Origin of the sequence: Microbacterium sp. (assembly GCF_003248605.1) — a bacterium.
Classification (GTDB): Bacteria; Actinomycetota; Actinomycetes; order Actinomycetales; family Microbacteriaceae; genus Microbacterium.
Window position 1 is genome coordinate 1 of sequence record NZ_QFPF01000044.1, and the last position, 19,274, is coordinate 19,274.

18 protein-coding genes and 1 tRNA gene are annotated in these 19,274 nt (G+C 70.1%); 11 read left to right on the forward strand and 8 right to left on the reverse strand.

Going from position 1 to position 19,274, the window contains the following annotated elements; translation table 11 throughout:
* Positions 1–129: 129 nt before the first annotated feature.
* From DI573_RS07695 to DI573_RS07720, 6 genes are read right to left on the reverse strand one after another with little or no spacing between them, the layout of a single operon-like run.
* Entirely contained in the window at positions 130–396 is a 267-nt protein-coding gene (locus DI573_RS07695; protein WP_292812475.1) for a monovalent cation/H+ antiporter complex subunit F, read from the reverse strand.
* Complete coding sequence (locus DI573_RS07700) at positions 393–977, reverse strand: Na+/H+ antiporter subunit E (RefSeq protein WP_292812478.1); 585 nt, start codon at positions 975–977, stop codon at positions 393–395. The genes DI573_RS07695 and DI573_RS07700 overlap by 4 nt, the downstream gene beginning before the upstream one ends.
* Complete coding sequence (locus DI573_RS07705) at positions 974–2,530, reverse strand: Na+/H+ antiporter subunit D (RefSeq protein WP_292812480.1); 1,557 nt, start codon at positions 2,528–2,530, stop codon at positions 974–976. The genes DI573_RS07700 and DI573_RS07705 overlap by 4 nt, the downstream gene beginning before the upstream one ends.
* Positions 2,527–3,087 (reverse strand): Na(+)/H(+) antiporter subunit C, encoded by a 561-nt coding sequence (locus DI573_RS07710; protein WP_292812482.1) that lies wholly within the window; start codon positions 3,085–3,087, stop codon positions 2,527–2,529. The genes DI573_RS07705 and DI573_RS07710 overlap by 4 nt, the downstream gene beginning before the upstream one ends.
* Complete coding sequence (locus tag DI573_RS07715) at positions 3,087–6,026, reverse strand: Na+/H+ antiporter subunit A (protein ID WP_292812485.1); 2,940 nt, start codon at positions 6,024–6,026, stop codon at positions 3,087–3,089. Before DI573_RS07715 ends, DI573_RS07710 begins: the two co-directional genes overlap by 1 nt.
* A gap of 58 nt (positions 6,027–6,084) precedes the next feature.
* Positions 6,085–7,167: a LacI family DNA-binding transcriptional regulator gene (locus DI573_RS07720; protein WP_292812487.1), complete on the reverse strand. Its 1,083-nt coding sequence runs from the start codon at positions 7,165–7,167 to the stop codon at positions 6,085–6,087.
* Positions 7,168–7,258: 91 nt separating this feature from the next.
* Here DI573_RS07720 and DI573_RS07725 point away from each other — a divergent pair, with 91 nt between their 5' ends.
* From DI573_RS07725 to DI573_RS07745, 5 genes are read left to right on the forward strand one after another with little or no spacing between them, the layout of a single operon-like run.
* Positions 7,259–8,515: an MFS transporter gene (locus DI573_RS07725; protein WP_292812489.1), complete on the forward strand. Its 1,257-nt coding sequence runs from the start codon at positions 7,259–7,261 to the stop codon at positions 8,513–8,515.
* Positions 8,516–8,539: 24 nt separating this feature from the next.
* Positions 8,540–9,235, forward strand: a complete 696-nt coding sequence (gene nucS / locus DI573_RS07730) for an endonuclease NucS (RefSeq protein ID WP_292812491.1) — start codon at positions 8,540–8,542, stop codon at positions 9,233–9,235.
* Positions 9,236–9,275: 40 nt separating this feature from the next.
* On the forward strand, positions 9,276–9,971 hold the full coding sequence (locus tag DI573_RS07735; protein ID WP_292812494.1) for an HAD hydrolase-like protein: 696 nt from the start codon (positions 9,276–9,278) through the stop codon (positions 9,969–9,971).
* A 10-nt stretch (positions 9,972–9,981) separates the two neighbouring features.
* Entirely contained in the window at positions 9,982–11,280 is a 1,299-nt protein-coding gene (locus tag DI573_RS07740; RefSeq protein WP_292812496.1) for a hypothetical protein, read from the forward strand.
* Positions 11,281–11,289: 9 nt separating this feature from the next.
* Positions 11,290–13,362 carry a DUF2156 domain-containing protein gene (locus tag DI573_RS07745; protein WP_292812498.1) on the forward strand — a complete coding sequence of 691 codons (2,073 nt, stop codon included), beginning with the start codon at positions 11,290–11,292 and terminating at the stop codon, positions 13,360–13,362.
* An 81-nt stretch (positions 13,363–13,443) separates the two neighbouring features.
* Here DI573_RS07745 and DI573_RS07750 read toward each other — a convergent pair whose 3' ends face one another.
* Complete coding sequence (locus tag DI573_RS07750; protein ID WP_292812501.1) at positions 13,444–13,650, reverse strand: cold-shock protein; 207 nt, start codon at positions 13,648–13,650, stop codon at positions 13,444–13,446.
* Between the two features lie 227 nt (positions 13,651–13,877).
* On the opposite strand from DI573_RS07750, the gene DI573_RS07755 reads away from it, so the two are divergent.
* On the forward strand, positions 13,878–14,522 hold the full coding sequence (locus DI573_RS07755; RefSeq protein WP_292812503.1) for a GntR family transcriptional regulator: 645 nt from the start codon (positions 13,878–13,880) through the stop codon (positions 14,520–14,522).
* A 55-nt stretch (positions 14,523–14,577) separates the two neighbouring features.
* A complete protein-coding gene (locus DI573_RS07760) occupies positions 14,578–15,069 on the forward strand; it encodes a GNAT family N-acetyltransferase (protein ID WP_292812505.1) in 492 nt (163 codons plus the stop codon).
* Positions 15,070–15,383: 314 nt separating this feature from the next.
* Here DI573_RS07760 and DI573_RS07765 read toward each other — a convergent pair.
* Positions 15,384–15,467 (reverse strand) — tRNA-Leu (locus DI573_RS07765).
* A 149-nt stretch (positions 15,468–15,616) separates the two neighbouring features.
* On the opposite strand from DI573_RS07765, the gene DI573_RS07770 reads away from it, so the two are divergent.
* The 4 genes from DI573_RS07770 to DI573_RS07785 form a co-directional block, all read left to right on the forward strand.
* Positions 15,617–16,360, forward strand: coding sequence for a DUF3662 and FHA domain-containing protein (locus DI573_RS07770; protein WP_292812508.1), 744 nt, complete (start codon positions 15,617–15,619; stop codon positions 16,358–16,360).
* On the forward strand, positions 16,357–16,902 hold the full coding sequence (locus DI573_RS07775; protein ID WP_292812510.1) for an FHA domain-containing protein: 546 nt from the start codon (positions 16,357–16,359) through the stop codon (positions 16,900–16,902). Before DI573_RS07770 ends, DI573_RS07775 begins: the two co-directional genes overlap by 4 nt.
* Before the next feature lie 3 nt (positions 16,903–16,905).
* On the forward strand, positions 16,906–18,144 hold the full coding sequence (locus DI573_RS07780) for a Stp1/IreP family PP2C-type Ser/Thr phosphatase (protein WP_292812513.1): 1,239 nt from the start codon (positions 16,906–16,908) through the stop codon (positions 18,142–18,144).
* The coding region (locus tag DI573_RS07785; RefSeq protein WP_292812515.1) for an FtsW/RodA/SpoVE family cell cycle protein at positions 18,141–19,274 on the forward strand (1,134 nt) is incomplete at its 3' end. The genes DI573_RS07780 and DI573_RS07785, both read left to right, overlap by 4 nt.

The following is a 19,274-nucleotide window of genomic DNA, read 5'->3' on the forward strand; positions in this document are numbered from 1 at the left end:
CGATCGACGCCGTCAGACACAGCAGCGCCCCGACGAGCACGAGGACGACGGCCGCTCCGTCGGCGATGAGAAGCCAGTCGAAGGCCCCGCCCGCATCCGCGGCGGCGGCGAGTGTGGTCACAGCATCCGTCATCTGGGGTTGTCCCTCCGGGCGACGAAGCGGGCGACGGAGATCGAGCCGAATACGCCCACCGCGGCGATGATCAGCAGGGTCGGCAGGCTTCGGGTGTGCTGGTTGATGGCCATCTCGGCGCCGATCACGCACATGATCTCGGTCAGCAGCACGTCGGCCGCGACGACTCGGTCGAGGATCGAGGGCCCGATGACGATGCGCACCAGCGCGAGCACGGCGGCGATCGCGAAGACCACCAGGGCGATGACGATGACGATGTTCATACCGGCGCACTCCCGTGACGCGGCGTGTCGACGGTGGCGGCGCGGATCTTCGCCAGCTGCGCTCCCGAGCCCACGGCGCGGACGATTCGCGCCTCCCAGCCCAGCACCGCGCGGCGCTGTGCCTCGATGTCGTCCTGCGACCGCACGCCGATGACGTGCAGGTAGAGCATGCGGCGATCCCGGTCGGCCTCGACGATGAGCGAACCCGGGATCAGCGAGGCGGTCACACCCGTGTGGGTCATGATGAGGTCGTCGTCGACGCGCAGCTGCACGGCGATCACCGCCGCTCCGGGCTGCTTTCGGAAATCGAGCACCTGCCACGCGACGAGCAGCGACCCGCGCACGACCGCCGCGAGGAAGGTGACGACGAAGACGAGTCCGAACCACAGGTTCAGCCGGCCCGACAGCTCGACAGGCGGGAGGCGGAAGACGCGTGTCACGACGATCGCGACGACGAGGCCGGTGACGAAGGCCAGCACGGTGAACTGCCCCCACATCAGCATCCACAGGGCGATCAGCCAGACGAAGAACGGCAGCTGCACCCAGAGGTGCTCGAGCATGGGCCGCCGGTCGGGACTCATTGCGCCGCCTCCTCGTCCTCGAGCTGCACGATCATGACCGGTTCGGCCAGTGCGGAGCCCGCGCGCATGCACAGGTCCATCAGGGGGCCCGCGAAGATCGTCAGCGCGACCGTGACGGCGACCATGGATGCTGTCGCCGCGGTCATGATGCGGGGGATGACGCGGCGCTCCGTCTCGACGGCCGCGGCAGGTGCGTTACCCAGGTACGCGATCCGCGCCTCGGTCTCGGCCGAGTCCTCCTCCTCGCGCCAGAACGAGAGGTTCCAGGCGCGCATGAGGGCATAGAGGGTCAGGAGCGAGGTCACGATGCCGCCGACGATGAGCACCATCATGACCGGGGTGCCCACCTCGGCGGCCGCATCGAACAGCGCGAACTTGCCGACGAACCCGGAGAAGGGCGGCAGCCCCCCGAGGTTGACCGCCGGGATGAAGTAGAGCACGGCGATGATCGGGGCGGCCCGCATCAGACCCTTCACCCGCAGGATGGACGTGCTTCCGGCGCGACGCTCAACAAGCCCCACGGCGAGGAACAGCGTGGTCTGCACGATGATGTGGTGGACCATGTAGTAGATCGTGGCGCCGTACGCCGCAGGGGTCGCGATCGCGAGCCCGAAGATCATGTAGCCGACGTGGCTGACGAGGGTGAACGAGAGGATCCTCTTCAGCTCGGCCTGCGCCACCGCGCCCAGGACGCCGACGATCATCGTCGCGAGTGCGATGACCATCAACAGCAGGTTGACATCGCTGTCGGCGAACAGCTGCGTCTCGGTGCGGATGATCGCGTAGACGCCGACCTTGGTCAGCAAGCCCGCGAATACCGCCGTCACCGGAGCCGGCGCCGTCGGATACGAGTCGGGCAGCCAGAACGACAGCGGGAAGACCGCCGCCTTGATCGAGAAGGCGACGAGCAGCATGAGGTGCAGCACGAGCTGGACCTCGGGCGGCATCTCGGTCATGCGGTCGGCGATCTGCGCCATGTTGACTGTGCCGAGCGAGGCATAGATCATCGCGATCGCGGCGAGGAACAGGATCGAGGAGACGAGCGAGACGACGATGTAGACCACACCCGTGCGGATGCGCGACTCGGTGCTGCCGAGGGTGATCAGCACGTACGAGGCGACGAGCAGGATCTCGAATCCGACGTAGAGGTTGAACAGGTCGCCCGCGATGAAGGCGTTGAAGATGCCCGCGGCGAGGATCAGGTAGGACGGGTAGAAGATCGAGACCGGTGTCTCACTGTCGCCGTCCGCGGCCCCCTGGCCGACGGAGAAGAGCAGCACCGCGATCAGCACGACGCTCGAGACGAGCACGAGCAGCGCGGCGAGCCGATCGACGTACAGCACGATTCCGACCGGGATCGGCCAGCCTCCCACCGACACGGCCAACGGGGTGCCCTGGTCGACGGTCGCGAGAAGCACCGCCGCGATCACCAGCACGACCGCGAGCGTGACGATCGAGATCAGCACCTGCAGGCGCGGCCGTCGACCGAAGACCAGCGTCACCGCCGCCCCGAGCAGAGGGACGGTCACAAGGAGAGGAACCAGTGCGCTCATGCGTCCCTCCCCTCCGTCGTCGTGCTGCCGGTGTCGTCGTCGCCGCCCGGGCGCCGATACGGACGATCGGTGGGGGCGTCATCGCGCAGCGCCGGGAAGTCCCGGCTCTGCAGCACCGTGATCGGCGCGGTGTCGACTCCCACGAAGTCGGTGGATGCCTCGGCCTCGGCGCCCTCGTCGTCCATGACGTCCTCGTCCTCGACACCGCGCTCGCGCAGGGCGATGTCGGCCTCGTCGTCGAAGACGGTGTCGGCCTGGCCCAGCTGCCACGAGCGGTAGATGAGGGCGAGGAGGAACGCGGACACCGCGAAGGTGATGACGATGGCGGTGAGGGTGAGGGCCTGCGGCAGGGGGTCGGACATGTCGGTGAAGGCCCCGTCACCCGTGAACGGGGCGATGCCCGGGGCGCCCATGACGATCAGCAGCAGGAGGTTCGCGGCGTTGCCCAGCAGGAGGAAGCCGATGAGCACGCGCGTGAGGCTGCGCTCGAGCATCGCGTAGACGCCGCACGCGAACAGAGCGGCCATCACGATGATGAGGATGAGCGAGACGTCCATCAGGCGCGCACCTCCCTCGGGCGCTGGGACTGCGGCTGCGCCTGGCGGTCGACCTCGGCGCCGAGGCTGCGCAGCACGTCGAGGACAAGCCCGATCACGACGAGGTAGACACCGACGTCGAAGATCGTCGATGTGACGAACTCGATGTGGCCGATCACGGGGATCTCACCCGCGAAATACGTGCTCGTGAGCGGCGCTGCTCCGAAGAACACCGGCACGATCGCGCACGCGACGGCCAGGGTCATGCCCACGCCCAGCAGCATTCCCGCGTCGGTGGGGGCGGCGACCCCCAGCTCGTAGCGACCACCGGCGACGTATCGCATGACCAAGGCCATGCCGGCGACGAGCCCGCCCGCGAAACCGCCACCCGGCAGATTGTGCCCCGCGAAGAGCAGATAGATGGACACGACGATGATCGAGTGGAACAGCACCCGCACGATGACCTCGAGCAGAAGCGACCGATTCTCGGGACGCAGCCGCTGACCACCCAGCAGCCACGCGCGCTGCCGGGTGGGGGTGGGCGTCGCGCCCGTCTGCGGGCGCGGGCCGTCGATCGTCTCGACGAGCGGGCGGCGCAGTCCGCGGCCGGCCGGGACCGAGGGCAGTCCCGAGGTGAGGGTCTGGAGGTTGTCACGGCGGTCGGTGACGAACACGAGCGAAGCCACGCCTGTCGCGGCGAGGATCAGCACCGAGAGCTCGCCCATCGTGTCCCAGCCGCGGATGTCGACGAGGGCGACGTTGACGACGTTGCGGCCGTGCCCGATCTCGTAGGCGAGCTCGGGCCAGTCCACCGACACGGGGTCGTGGATGCGGGCGCCCGTGGCGATGATCGCGACCATCGCCATCGTGGCGCCGACGCCGATGGCGAGGATCGCTCGCGCCACGGGCGCGACGGAGGCGTTGTGATCCCCCATCTGGGCGGGCAGGCGTCGCAACACGAGTGCGAACGCGACCAGGGTGACCGTCTCGATCAGCACCTGCGTGATCGCGAGGTCGGGCGCACCGCTCGTGGCGAACAGCAGCACCATGCCCAGGCCCGTCACCGAGACGAGGACGACACCGGTGTAGCGCTTGCGCGCCCGGACCGCCATGATTCCCGCGGCGATCATGAACGGCGCCGCGAGCACCTGCCACGGCGACTGCCAGGCTTCGAGCTGAGTGCGCCATCCCGGAGACGAGAGGATCGCCGTGCCCTCCGCCGCGACCAGCACGACGAAGATCGTGCCGACGTAGATCGGCAGCGACCCTCGCTGAGTGAACGTCGTCGTCACGACCGAGAGCCGGTCGATCAGACGCAGGGCGCCGTTGTAGGCGTCCGCCGACGTGAACGGCAGCACGCGGCGGCGGGTGTCCCACGCGAGCGCGCGGGCCGCCACGAAGACCAGAGCCCCCGCAGCGAGTGTGCCGAGAGAGAGGAACAGAGCCGGCTCGAGACCGTGCCAGAGCGCGAGGTGATACGCGTATTCGGGCGCCGCCAGTCCCGCGGGCGCCGCGGGAGCGGTGTCGGCATATCGGGTGAGCGCGACATCCAGCCACGGTGCGGCGAAGCCGCCGACGAGAGAGAGCGCCGCCAGCACCACCGGCGCAGCCAGGAATCCGAGCGGAGGGTCGGGCCATTCTGTGGGCGCGACTGCCCGCTTGGTGCCGAAGGCTCCCCACAGGAAGCGCAGTCCGTACGCCATCGTGAGGGTCGACCCGAGCAGCACGCCGATGAGGGCGACGAGACCCCACACCGATCCGGCGATGCTCGCATCAAGGAGCGCGGTGAGCGCGCCTTCTTTTGCGACGAAGCCCAGGGTCGGGATGAACCCGACCATGGAGGCGATCGCCACAAGCGATGCCACGGCCATGACCGGCGCCTGGCGCCAGAGCCCGGAGAGCTCGTCGATGTCGCGGGTAGAGAGCTGTCGGTCGATCACGCCCACGATGAGGAAGAGACACGACTTGAACAGGGCGTGCCCGAGGAGCATCGCCAGGCCCGCCAGCGCGGCATCGCGGGTGCCGAAGCCGAGCACGACGGTGAGCAGGCCGAGCTGGCTGACCGTGCCGAACGCGAGGATGCGCTTGAGGTCGCGTTCGCGCAGGGACTGCAGCCCGCCCAGCAGCATCGTGAAGACCCCGAGCGAGATCACGACCGGACGCCAGACCGAGTCGTCGGCGAAGGTCGGGGCGAAGCGGGCGATCAGGTAGATGCCGGCCTTGACCATCGCGGCCGCGTGCAGGTACGCGCTCACGGGCGTCGGCGCCGACATCGCGCCGGGCAGCCAGAAATGGAACGGGAAGATGGCCGACTTGCTGAGCGCCCCCACGAGCACGAGGACGAGCGCCGCCTCGATGACCGGGCCCGACGGCGAGAGCGCCAGGATCGTCGAGAGGCTGGACGTGCCGGTGTCGACCACGAGAAGCACGACGCCGATCAGCATGACCAGTCCGCCGAGGGTCGTCACCAGCAGCGCCTGCAGTGCCGAGCGCCGGCTGGCGGAACGCTGGTGGTAATAGCCGATGAGCAGGTAGGAGAGGACGCTCGTGATCTCCCAGAACATCACGAGCACGACGATGTCGTCGGTGAGGACGAGGCCGTACATCGCTCCCGCGAACGCCAGCAGAACCGCCGCGAACTGTCCGACTCCCTCGGTCTTGCCCCTGAAGTACCAGCGGCAGTAGAGCATCACGAGCGCACCGACACCCGTGACGATCAGCGCCATGATCCAGCCCAGCGTGTCCATGCGCATCGACAACGAGATCCCGAGCGACGGGATCCAGGAGTATTCCTCGAACGGAATGCCACCGGAGATGATCTCGGGTCCCCGCAGTGCGGCGTCGGCGAAGGCGATGATCGGCAGCACCGCGGCGGCGTAGAACGCACGCGCACCCAATAGGCGGACCAGCCAGGGCAGGACGATGGGAGCGAGTGCGAACGCGGCGAGAATCAGCAGCATAGGCGTCCTCTCGGGCTCGTCGGCCGGGGCGGCTCAGAAGGTGGACGTCCGTGCCATTCTACGTGAGGCTCGGGGGCGGTCCCGTCGTATTGCCGGCACGGAACTCGCAGGTGAAGCGCAGCGACACCCCGGCGCCCCCCTCCAGCATCCGCACCACTGCCTCGCCCGCGGCTCGCCCCTTGGCCGTCGAGGGCTGCACGAGCGTCGTCAGCTCGTAGGGGGCGAAACCGTCGAGTGAGATGCCGTCGAAGCCGGTCACGCTGAGATCCTCGGGAATCCGGATGCCCCGCTCCTCCGCCGACCGGATGACGCCCGCGGCGAGGAGATCGCTCTGCGCGATCACGGCGGTCGGGCGCGCATCGGAGTCGGCGAGGATCATCCGCCCGGCCTGCAGCCCTTCGTCGATGCGGCTGGCCGCGGCGATGTGGACGGGCGCGTCGGGGAACACATCCCGCGCACCGGCGAGTCTTTCTTTCGTCACCTCGATCGCGGGCACGCGCGGATCACCGGGCTCGAGGATGCCGCGTTCACGACGGCCGTCGAAGGGCAGCGTCACGATGGCCGCGCGCGAGTGACCGAGCGTGCGCAGGTGGCTCGCGGCCTGCCGCTGCGCCTCGCGGTTATCGAGCTCGATGCGCGGGATGCCGGGGCCGGCGTCTCCCTCCATCACGATGACCGGGATGCCGCGCGCCCGGAGGATCTCGAGCGACTCGGTGAGCCTGCGGCTGCAGCCGACGAGCACGACGGCGTCGACCGGTGCAGAGCGCAGCGAGAGCGCGCCGGTCGTCTCGGTCGGCGCGTCACCGGTCGGCGGGGGATCGTCCCGCAGAAGCAGCAGCCCCGCCCCCAGCGGGGCGACGCCCTCGGCCAGGCCGTCCATCATGTGGGTGTTCACGGGATCCAGGAAGGCCGCCCCGAGGTGCTCCTCGAACACGACGCCCACGATGCCGCTGCGGCCGCGTCTCAGGGACGCCGCCCGCGGGTCCGGGCCGCGGTAGCCCAGGGCCGCGGCGGCTTCGAGGACGCGCGCCTTCGTGGTCGGCGCGACGGCGGCGTTGCCACTGAAGACCACGGACGCGGTCGAGGGCGAGACCTGCGCCGCGCGCGCCACATCGGCGATCGTGGGTCTGCGTGCGCTCATCGACTCCTCCGATGCTCGGCGCGCGGGGCGCGCGCACTGATCGTACCCGGCCCGTCGCTTCCTATCGAATCGATTCGATAGACTCCCCGGCATGAGCACCACCCCCACCGTCGACACACGCACGCTCGTGCGCTGGCGCGCGGCCGTCTTCGCGATCTTCACCGCGAGCGGCCTGTCCATCGCCACCTGGGCCTCTCGGGTTCCCGCGATCAAGCAGACACTCGGCGTCGACAACATCCAGGTCGGCATGATGCTGCTGGGAGCCGGCATCGCCTCGATCGTCGGCCTCTCGCTGGCGTCGGTCGTGCTGGCGCGTTTCGGCGCCCGCAAGGGGATGCTGGGCGCCATGCTGCTCTTCGCGGTCGGTGTCGCGGTGATCGGTGTCGGCACCGACATCGCGCAGTCCTACGCCCTGGTGGTCACGGGCCTCGTCCTGTTCGGCATGGGCAACGGTGCGGTGGACGTGATGATGAACGTCGAGGGGGCGGCGATCGAGAAGCAGCTGAACAAGACGATCCTCCCGCTCTTCCACGCCTTCTTCAGCTTCGGCACGGTGATCGGCGCCGGGCTCGGCGTAGCCGCCGTGGCCGCGGGACTGGACGTGCTGGCGCACACCGCCGTCATCGCGGTCAGCATCGTCGTCCTCGCGTTCGTGAGCATCGCGAACGTCCCCGCGCGGGCCGCGGCCATGGATCCCGACGCGATCGACGCGCCCGCGGAGCCGAAGACGGCGTGGCGCGAACGCCTGCACATCGCACTGTCGGCCTGGCGGGAGCCGCGCACGTACGCCCTCGGCGTGGTGATGCTGGGCATGGCCTTCGCCGAGGGCGGGGCCAACGACTGGCTCGCACTCGGGATGGTCGAGGGTCACGGCGCGGATCAGGCGCTGGGCGCCGCGGGGCTCGCGGTCTTCTCGATCAGCATGACGGTGGTGCGCGTCGCCGGCGGACCGCTCGTCGACCGCTTCGGTCGTGTCGCGACGCTGCGCGTGCTCTCCGTCACGGCCGCGACGGGCCTTCTGCTGTTCATCCTCGCCCCGAGCGTCCCGCTCGTGTTCGTCGGCGCCGCGCTCTGGGGCGCGGGGATATCGCTCGGCTTTCCGCTGGGAATGTCGGCCGCGGCCGACGACCCCGAGAAGGCGGCGGCGCGGGTCAGCGCGGCCGCCGCGATCGGCTACATCGCCTTTCTGTGCGGTCCGCCGATCCTCGGCATCATCAGCGAACGAGTGGGCCTGCTGAACACCCTCTACGTGCTGGTCGTCCTCATCGTCGCCTCCGGGCTCGCGTCGCGTGCGGCCCGACCGCTGCCCGGCGCCCACGTCGGCGAGGGGCACCGGCGCTCGCACTGACCTCGACGCGTCTAGGCTCGTCGGGTGCGTCTCGTCATCGCCCGCTGCTCGGTCGACTACACCGGCCGGCTCAACGCCCACCTGCCTCTCGCGACCCGGCTGCTGGTGCACAAGGGCGACGGCAGCCTTCTGGTGCACTCCGACGGCGGCTCCTACAAGCCGCTGAACTGGATGAGCCCGCCGTGTTCGCTCACGGTCGAGGCGCCCAGCGAGGACGCGGCGTCGGCGGGTGTGATCGAGCAGTGGCGCGTTGCGCACGCCAAGACCGGAGACGCGCTGATGGTCAGCATCTACGAGGTCCTCCACGACTCCTCGCACGAGCTCGGCATCGATCCGGGCCTGCAGAAGGACGGCGTCGAGTCCGACCTGCAGCGCCTGCTCGCCGAGCAGGTCTCGCTCATCGGCGACGGCGTGACTCTCGTGCGCCGCGAGTTCCCGACGGCGATCGGTCCCGTAGACCTGCTCCTGCGCGATCCGGCGGGCGGCACGATCGCCGTCGAGGTCAAGCGTCGCGGCGACATCGACGGTGTCGAGCAGCTCACCCGCTATCTCGAACTGCTCGGCCGCGACCCGCACCTCGCCCCCGTCACCGGCGTCTTCGCCGCGCAGGAGATCAAGCCGCAGGCGCGCGTGCTCGCCACCGATCGCGGGATCCGCTGCGTCACCCTCGATTACGACGATATGAAGGGCATCGAGTCGGGGGTTCCGCGCCTGTTCTGAGGACGCATCGACACCGCCCGCGGCGACCTAGGCTGGAGGCATGCCTCCCGAGTCCCCCTGGTCCTGCATCCTGTGGGATGTCGACGGCACGATCGTCGACGCGTCCGACGGCATCCTGCATCGCCTGACCGTCACCCTCGAGCACTTCGGCCGCCCCGCGCCCACGCGGGCAGAGCTCGTGCACTGGATCGGGCCACCGATGTTCGATTCCTTCCAGGCGCAGGCCGGTATGGATGCCGAGCTCGCCGCCACCGCGGTCGCCTGGTACCGCGAGCTGGGCCGCGCCGAGGGCTACACGACCGGTGCGCGCCTGTTCCCCGGCGTCGCCGAGTTGATCCACGACCTCGATCGCGCGGGCGTCCCGCAGGCGACGGCGAGCAGCAAGCCGGAACGCCAGGTGCACGTGCTGATGGAGCATTTCGGGCTGGCACCCGCCTTCGCCACGATGGCCGGGGCGACGCCCGACGAGCGCACGCTCGCCACCAAGGCCGACATCGTCGCCGAGGCCCTGCGTCGGCTGCGCATCGACGGCATCGACATCTCGCGGCCCGTCCTCGTCGGCGACCGCCACCACGACATCGACGGCGGCGCCGTGCACGGCGTGCCCGTCATCTTCGTCCGCTGGGGCTTCAGCTGGCCGCACGAGTCCGAGGGTGCATCGGCCGTGGCCGACGACATCCACGATCTGCGCGCCCTCCTGCTGCCCGCCGCGTCGGACGACCCCGCCCGGCCGTGATCGACCAGCCGTGATCGAGATCGCGGGGGCCGCGCTGGGCTGGGTGATCCCGGCCGTCGTGGTCTTCGGTGCGTCCGCCCTGCTGATCGTCGTGACGGTCTGGGCTGTGCGCCGCGCGCGTGCCGGCGCCGGCGCCCGGGCGCGGGCAGAGGACGAACGGAACCGCGCGGGCACGACACTCGTCGAGCTCGACGACGCCGTCGCGGACCTCGATCTCGAGGTCGGGCTCTCCGGAGCCCTCTACGGCGGCGACGGCGCAGCGCCCCTGCGTCGCGCGCGCATGCGCGCCCAGCATGCGCGGGACCGGGCGTTCGACGACTACCGTCGCGCCGCCGACCCCGCCACGCCGGTGCCCGAGGCGCGCAGGATCGCGCATCGCGTACGTGAGCAGGCGCAGCGCGCGCTGACCGCGGTGCAGTCCGCGCGCCGCGCCCATGCGTCGTGGGTTGCGGCCCACGCCTCGGCCGCCGATCAGCTTGCGGCCGTCGAGCAGCGCTGGCACGAGCTGCACGACCGGATCGGCGATCCCCGCGCCCTGCTGCGCGAGCTCCAGCGCCGGGTCGACCCCGACGAGAGTCGGGATGTCGCCGACGCGGCCGCCGCGATCGAGCACTGCATCTCCGAATCACGACGGCAGATCGATGCCGCTCGCTCCCTGGTGGCCGACCCCTCTCATACGGCACTCCCCGCGATCGCCGCCGCCGAGCGTGCGCTGCGGGCGGCGGAGGACGCTGAAAGGCGGCTCGAGGAGTCGCACCGGCTGGTGATGCAGGCAGCGGAGGCGTTCGCCGGCGAGATCGACTCCGCGCGGGAGGCGATCCGGGGCGCACTCGGCTTGCGCGAAGGTGTGGCCGGCGAGCAGGCCGAGGCTCTCGCGCGAGAGATCCGCGCAGCGGACGAGGAGCTGTCCCGGATCTCGTCGAACGGGGCACGCCGGCCGGTCGCCGCCGTAGATGCGGTCGCGAGACTGCGCACGCGTCTCGATCTCGCGCTGGGCGACGCCCGAACGGCGCAGCAGAGGATGCGCGGCGCGCGCACGGCGCTTCCCGGCGCTCTGGCCTCCGCGCGCGCCTCGCTGGCTCGCGCGGAGGCCGATCTCGCGGCTTCGGGGGCGGGTGCCCAGGCGCGCGTGCGCGTCGCCGACGCGCGTGATGCGCTCGCACACGCGCGCACCGTGGGTGATCCCGTCGAGGCCCTCGATGCGGCGCGCCAGGCGCTCCGCCACGCCGACGACGCTCGGGCGCTGTGCGCCTATGCGCGTCTCGGCCGGCCCGGCGGGGGATCCGCTCCCGGACGGTCGCCTCGATAGCCTGATCGCGTGAGCGCCCCCACCGCGACCCCCTCGCCTGCCCGCCACCCGATCCTGCGAGCCCTGCGCACAGCGCCCGCGAGCGTTGCGCTCGTCGCCATCCTCCTGATCGTCGGCGTCGCCGGGGGCGGCCTGTGGACGCCCGCTCTCGAGCAGGAGTGGTTCCCGGCGATCGCCTACGGCCTTCCGGCACTCGAGGAGGGTCGGTGGTGGACCCCGATCACGGGCACCTTCTTCGTCGCATCACCCTGGGTCTACGTGCCGACCCTGCTCAGCGTCGCCGGCATGGTCTTCGTCGAGATGCGTCGCGGCTCGCGTGTGGCGATGCTGTACTTCGGGTTCGGGCAGCTGTTCGCGATCTTCGCCGCCGCCGCGTTCCTCATGATCGGGCAGCTGCTCCCCTGGCCGTGGGCGCAGGAACTCGCGCAGGTGCTCGATGTGGGCCCGTCGGGCGGCACGATGGCCTGCATCGCCGCCGCCGTGGGACTCTTCGCCGCTCCCTGGCGTCAACGCGGCTGGGTGATCGTCTTCGTGTACGCCGCGATCAGCCTCTTCCTCCTCGGCGAGCTCGCCGACGTCGAGCACGCCTTCGCGATCGCGCTCGTCCTCATGGTCGATCGCTCCTTCCGCATCCAGCGCACCACGATCCGAGAGCAGCGACTGATCGCCTTCGTCAGCATCCTGGCGCTCGGGGTCATCCAGATCCTCACCCTGCTGCTACCCACGGACGGCCCGTTCGGCCCCACGGCGCCTCTCGAGGGTCCCTGGCTCGATGTCGCGATCGACGCCGCCGTCATCCTGCTCGTCGCGCGGGGACTGAGACTCGGACGGGGATGGGCGTGGGTGCTCACGCTGATCTGGTCGGCCGTCAATCTTCTGCTGGCTCTCACCCTCGTCGTCCTCTTCGTCATCGCCCCGGCCGACATGCACGAGACCTACGGCGATCCCGATGTCTCCTTCGCCACATCGGTGCTGTGGGCCCTGTTCTTCGTCTATCTGCTCATGGTCCGTCGTGCGTTCCGCGCCCGCCGCGGCAAGCGCTTGGGCGCCGCGGCGGGCGCGAGCTCGGACGAGGTCAAGAACCTGATCCGCGCCGACGGCGGCGGCACCCTGTCGTGGATGGCGACCTGGGAGGGGCTTCGGTATCTGCGCACGGGCGAGGGGATCGTGCCCTTCCAGGAGCGACTCGGGGTCGCCATCGCCCTCGCCGACCCGCTCGGGCCTGCGGCATCCATTCCCGCCTCGGTGGAGGAGTTCGTCCGGCGCACCGAGGGCGAAGGGCTGATCCCCTGCTTCTTCAGCTGCGGCACGCCCACCCGTGACGCGATGCCCGCCGGATGGCGTTCGCTGGTCATCGCCGACGACACGATCGTCGACCTCGAAGGGCTCGCCTTCACCGGAAAGTCCTGGTCGTATGTGCGCCAGGCCCTCAACCGCGGTGCGCGCGACGGCATGACGTTCCGGCTGACCACTCTCGGCGCCGAGCCCTGGGGCGTGCGCCAGCAGCTGCGGGCGATCTCCGAGTCGTGGGTCGGTGACAAGGGTCTGCCCGAGATGCGCTTCACGCTCGGAACGCTGCAGGAGGCCGAGGACCCCGAGGTCCGGCTCGCCCTCGCGATCTCACCCTCCGGGGACGTCGACGGCTTTCTCTCGTGGTTGCCCGTCTTCGGCCCGGGAGGTGTGCACCGGGGATGGACCCTCGACCTCATGCGCCGTCGCGACGGCGGCTTCGGCCCCGTCATGGAATACCTCATCGGATCCTCGGCTCGCGACTTCGCGGAGGAGGGAGCTGAGTTGATGTCGCTCTCGGGCGCTCCGCTCGCGCACGAGGCGCGACCCGAAGAGGGCGTTATCGCGCAGCTGCTCGGTGAGCTCTCACAATCGCTCGAGCCCGTGTACGGGTTCCGGTCCCTGCACCGGTTCAAAACGAAGTTCAACCCCCGCTACGAGCCGATCCATCTGCTCTACCGCGACGAGGGCGACCTCACGCGCATCGCCGCCGGCCTCACGCGCGCATTCCTGCCCGACGCCACGCTGCGACAGTTCGCCGCAGCGGGAGTGGACATGATCCGGCGCGACTGATCAGCGTCCCGCTCGCGACCGGGCGCGAAAAAACGCGCCCCCCGCACGGACGCGAGAGGCGCGTTTCGAGTCGATCGGCCCTCAGATGGGGCGGATGTTCTCGGCCTGCAGACCCTTGGGGCCCTGAGCCGTCTCGAACTCGACGCGCTGGTTCTCCTCGAGCGAGCGGTACCCGCCCGCCTGGATCGCCGTGTAGTGCGCGAAAACGTCGGCGCCGCCCTCATCAGGAGCGATGAAACCGAAACCCTTCTCGGAGTTGAACCACTTGACGGTTCCCGTGCTGGACATGCCTTGCCATTCTCTTCAGCCCGCAAACTCTGGTGCATACGGGGGTTGTGGTATCTCACGCTACCCTTCGTCGCCCCCGAATTGCGAGACGATTTTCGAAGGTGACGCAAATAACGGCCGCCACCGTCTCGCTGGCGCTCGGAGGACCCGGACGTATGATGGGCCAACTGCCCGACCCGGCCGCGCCCCCCATCGCAGCCTCCACCCGAAATCAGGCTCACCGCACCATGCCCATTGACGCGCCTGCGCAGCGCCTCGAGGCCCACGGCTCCGCCCTGGCCGACGAGGTCTACGAACTTCTCGCCCAGGCCATCCTCGACGGCCGCCTGGCCGCCGGCGAGCGCCTCCGCGATGTCGAGATCGCCGAGCTCTACGGCATCTCGCGCACGCCCGTGCGCGAGGCCATCCAACGCCTCGAGCGCCAAGGACTGGTCGAGGTCGCCGCCCACCGCTACACACGGGTGTCGACGCCCGACGAATCGGCGCAGGCCGAGGCGACCGAATTCATCGGACGGCTGAGCGGCACCGCGACGAGCCTCGCCATGCTCCGCGCCAGCGATGAGCAGATCGCCCAGATGCTGACGGAGCTGGATGCCGTCATCGACGCCTGCGGCCGCGACGACGACCGCGAGCTGATGACGCGCATGGTTGCGTTCCACCGCTCGGCGACGATCGCCTCGGGAAACAGGCTGCTGATCAATGTCATCCGCGAGGTGAACCTGCCCGTGCAGCGCGTCGTCGGCGGCTGGCGCCCCTTCGGCGGCGATCACGAGCGGTGCGTCGACTCCTTCCGCCGTCTGCGAGCCGCGGTCGCCGCCCGCGACGAGGTTCTCGTCGAGCAGATCGTCCGCGAGCAGCATCCCCTGGCCTGACACCGCGCCGATCGGGCGGTACCCACCGGTCGCCGCCCGCGCGTAGGGTGTCGCCATGGCCCACATCGAGCTGCGCCCGCTCGACGACGACGATGTCGACGCCGTGTTCGAGATGATGCGCGACCCTGAGGCCGTGCGCCTCGCGGCGTTCACGGCGCAGCATCCCGACGACCGCCCGTCTTTCGACGAATGGATGTCGCGGCACCGCACCGCGCCCGACATCGAGTTCTTCGCGGTGACGGAGAACGGCGGGTTCGCGGGCACCGCCGCCCTGTTCACGGTCGACGGCGAGCGCGAGGTGACCTACTGGCTCGCGCGGCACGCGTGGGGACGGGGAATCGCCACCGCCGCACTGCGCCTGCTCATCGCGTTCGAGGCGGAGCGCCCGCTGTTCGCGCGGGTGGCCTCGCACAACCTCGCCTCGCTCGCGGTGCTGGAGAAGAACGGCTTCACGGAGGTGTCGCGCACGACGTCGTTCGCACCCGGCTTGGGGCGCGAGGCCGAGGAGCGCCTGTACGCACTCCTGCCGGCCATCGACGGATACTGACGCCGCCGCGCCGCGCACCCGCGGCCGGTGACGCAGCCGGCCCTCGCCGCCTGCCCAGCCCACGCCGCCACCCAGCCCGCGCTCGCCTGTCACAAAATGCGGGTCGCGACGCCGCACACCCGCACAAAGCGACAGGCGAGCAGCATCCGCCCCGCCCAGCCCGCGCTCGCCTGTCACAAAATGCGGGTCGCGACGCCGCACACCCGCACAAAGCGACAGGCGAGAAGCACTCTCGGCGATCGGCGACCCGGGCGGGGGCCGCCGCCGTGGGCACAGAACGAAAAAGGGCCCCATCCGGGACCCTTTTCGTTCTGTGCGCGAGGGGGGACTTGAACCCCCACGCCCTTGCGGGCACTGGCACCTGAAGCCAGCGCGTCTACCTATTCCGCCACTCGCGCGACGCGGACGACACACCGTCCGCAACTCAACTTCCCGAGGATATCACGGCGCTTCGCGCCCTCTCGACGCGCGTCGACAGGTGCTCTGCGAGCCCGTACAGGGTGGCTGACTACGATAGGCCTACCATCCGCCCCGCCTGAGGAGCCCCGTGGGACTACTTGACAGCTTCGAGAAGGGTCTCGAGCGCGCCGTGAACGGCGCCTTCGCGAAGACCTTCCGCAGCGGCATCCAGCCCGTCGAGATCGCCTCGGCACTGCGCCGAGAGCTCGACACCAAGGCCGCCGTCGTCAGCCGCGACCGCATCCTCGCGCCCAACACCTTCGGCGTCGAACTCGCGCCCGATGACTTCGTGACGATGAGCGCGCTCGGCGCCACCCTGATCGACGAACTCGACACCCTCGTGCAGAAGCATGCCAAGGCGCAGGGATACACCTTCGCCGGCGCCGTCACGATCGCGCTGTCGGCGGACCCGCAGCTCTCTGCCGGCACCCTGCGCGTAGCCTCCCGCACCGAAGAGGGGCGGGTGTCCTGGCGTGCCGTCGTCGACATCGACGGCACTCGTCACCCCCTGCGCGGCAGCCGCACCGTCATCGGCCGCGGCAGCGACGCCGACATCACGATCCCCGACCCCGGCACGAGCCGCAAGCACGTCGAGATCCTCTGGGACGGCGAGCGCGCCATGGTGCGCGACCTCGGTTCGACCAACGGGACGACCCTCGACGGACGCCGCGTCGCCGAAGCACCCCTCGCCCCGGATTCGGTCGTGCGCATCGGGCGCACCGAGATCGTGTTTCACGTCGTCGCCCAGGCGCGCGCCGAACGGCCGCCGGTGCCCCCGCTGCCCGACCTCACCCAGGCGTACGACACCCGCCGCGGGGACGGGCGCGCATGAGCGAGCTCACCCTGCTGCTGCTGCGCATCGGGTTCCTGCTGCTGCTGTGGGCCTTCGTCTTCGTGGTCGTCTACTCGATGCGCGCCGACCTGTTCGGCGTCAAGGTGCGCCGCATGCCCGAACCGGCGACGGATGCTGCCGCGCCGGCACCGACCGCGGCCTCGCTGCCGCCCGCGCCGGCACCGACGGCCAGGCCCCCGCGACCTTCCCGCCCCGCCCGGTCGTCCCCCGGCGGGCTCGCCACCACCGACGACGTCTCGCGCATCGTGATCACCTCCGGTCCGAAGGCGGGACTCGAGTTGCCCCTGGGCACCGAGCCGCTCACGATCGGGCGCTCGAGCGAGTCGGGGCTCGTCATCCGCGACGACTACACCTCGAGCCACCACGCGAGGCTCGTGCTGTGGGGCGAGCAGTGGATGATCCAGGACCTCGACTCGACGAACGGCACCTGGCACGACGGCACCCGGGTGCACGCGCCCACCCCCGTCACGATCGGTGCGCCGATCAAGGTGGGCGCGACGACATTCGAGCTGCGGTCATAGGCCATGGTCTTCGAGGGCTCGTCCGTCGCGCTGTCGCACACCGGCAAGGTGCGATCGAACAACCAGGACTCCGGCTACGCCGGGTCCAACCTGTTCGTCGTCGCCGACGGCATGGGTGGCCACGCCGGGGGCGACGTGGCATCCTCGCTCGCGATCCGCCACCTCGAAGATCTCGACCGACCGTTCGCGTCGACCGCCGAGGCGGAACGGACGCTGCGCGACACGATCACCGAAACCGCGGCCGACCTCATCGACATGGTTGCGCGCAAACCCGAGCTCTCGGGCATGGGCACAACCGTCAGCGCGCTCGTCATGGTCGACGAGTACGCAGTCATCGCGCACATCGGCGACTCGCGGGTCTACCTGCTGCGTGACGGACAGCTCACCCAGATCACCGCCGACCACACCTTCGTGCAGCGCCTCGTGGACTCGGGGCGCATCACGGTCGAGGAGGCGCGCTACCACCCTCGCCGCTCGGTGCTCATGCGAGTGCTCGGTGACATGGACGCCCATCCCGAGGTCGACACGTTCATCATGGCGACACAGCCCGGCGATCGCTGGCTGCTCTGCTCCGACGGACTCTCCGGTGTCGTCGACGACACCCACACCGCCAAGGCCCTCAGCCAGGGGCTCACCCCCGCACGCACCGCGGACCTCCTCCTCAAGCAGGCGCTCGACGGCGGCGCACCCGACAACGTGACGATCGTGATCGTGGATGTCGGGGGCTCTCACCCCGTGGTGACGGGAACGCCGACGATCGTGGGATCGGCATCCACCCCTCTCGAAGTGGACGTCCCGGCCGCGCGACCCGGCTGGGGCGGGTGGCTGCACCCCAACCGCCAGGCGGCCAACGAGCCGACGCACTTCGAGCCGGCGGCGGAGTTCCTCGAGGAGCTCATCGAAGAGGATCGTCGCCGCGCGCGACGTCGCCGGATCGGTTGGATCATCGGCGCCGTCGTGGTCGTGGTCGTGCTCGCCATCGGCACGCTGCTCGCCTACAACTGGACGCAGACCCGGTTCTTCGTCGGTGCCGACGACAACACCGTCGTCATCTTCAAGGGGATCCAGCAGGACCTGGGCCCGATCCCGCTCTCATCCGAGTACGAGGACACCGGAATCGCGCTCGATGACCTGCCCTCCTTCTCACGTCAGACGGTCGAATCCACGATCTCGGCGGGCTCCCTCGCCGAGGCACAAGAGATCGTCGACCGCCTTCGCCGCACCGCGGAGGCCAACCGATGAGCGCGTCCGTGACAGGTCCCGGCGCCGAGACGTCGCAGATCTCGGCCGACACGACGGTCGTGCGGGCACTGCGCAAACTGCGCACGCCGCAGACCCAGCGCAATCGCGAGCTGTGGCTCCTGCTGCTCGCCTTCGCCATCAGCGGCGGCGCGATCGCGCTCGTACAGCTGGGCGCGCTCGGGGCCGTCGACTGGTCGATCCTGATCTACGCGGGGGTGCTGGCAGCGCTCGTGCTCGCGCTGCACATCGTGCTGCGCTTCACCGCCCCCAACGCCGATCCGATCGTGGTGCCCATCGCGACCGTGCTCACCGGGCTCGGCATCGCCATGATCTACCGCATCGATCTCGCGGCTCCGCTCGGCGGCTGGGACGCCTACTCCACGCGGCAGATGGTGTGGACGGCGATCGCGGTCGCCTGCGCGGTGGCCGTCGTGCTCATGCTGCGCAACTACCGAGTGCTCTTCCGCTACACCTACATCTTCGGGCTCGTGGGCCTCGTGCTGCTGATCCTCCCCGTCGTGCCGGGGCTTGCCGCCGAAGGCACGGGCGCCGCCGTGTGGGTCTCGATCGGTGGCTTCTTCTCGTTCCAGCCGGCAGAGCTCGCCAAGATCTGCCTGGCGATCTTCTTCGCCGGCTACCTCGTCCGTACGCGCGAGAGCCTGACCTCGACGGGGCACCGCTTCCTCGGGATGACGTGGCCCCGTGCCCGCGAGATCGGGCCCCTGCTCGTGATCTGGCTGATCTCGCTCGGCATCATCGTGCTACAGCGTGACCTCGGCACCGGTGTGCTCGTGTTCGGCATGTTCGTCGCGATGCTCTACACCGCGACGGGACGCACGAGCTGGGCGCTGATGGGCATCGCCCTCGCGGCCATCGGGGTCGTCATCGCCTCACAGGTGATGACGTATGTCGGCTCCCGCGTCTCCGCCTGGTGGAACGCGTTCGACCCCGAGGTCATCGAGCGGCCGGCGGGCAGCTATCAGCTCGTGCAGGGCATCTTCGGCCTCGCGCAGGGGGGCCTGATCGGCACGGGGCTCGGCCAGGGCCGGCCCTACCTGACCCCCCTGTCGCAGAGCGACTACATCCTGCCGAGCCTCGGAGAGGAGCTCGGGCTGTTCGGGGTCTTCGCG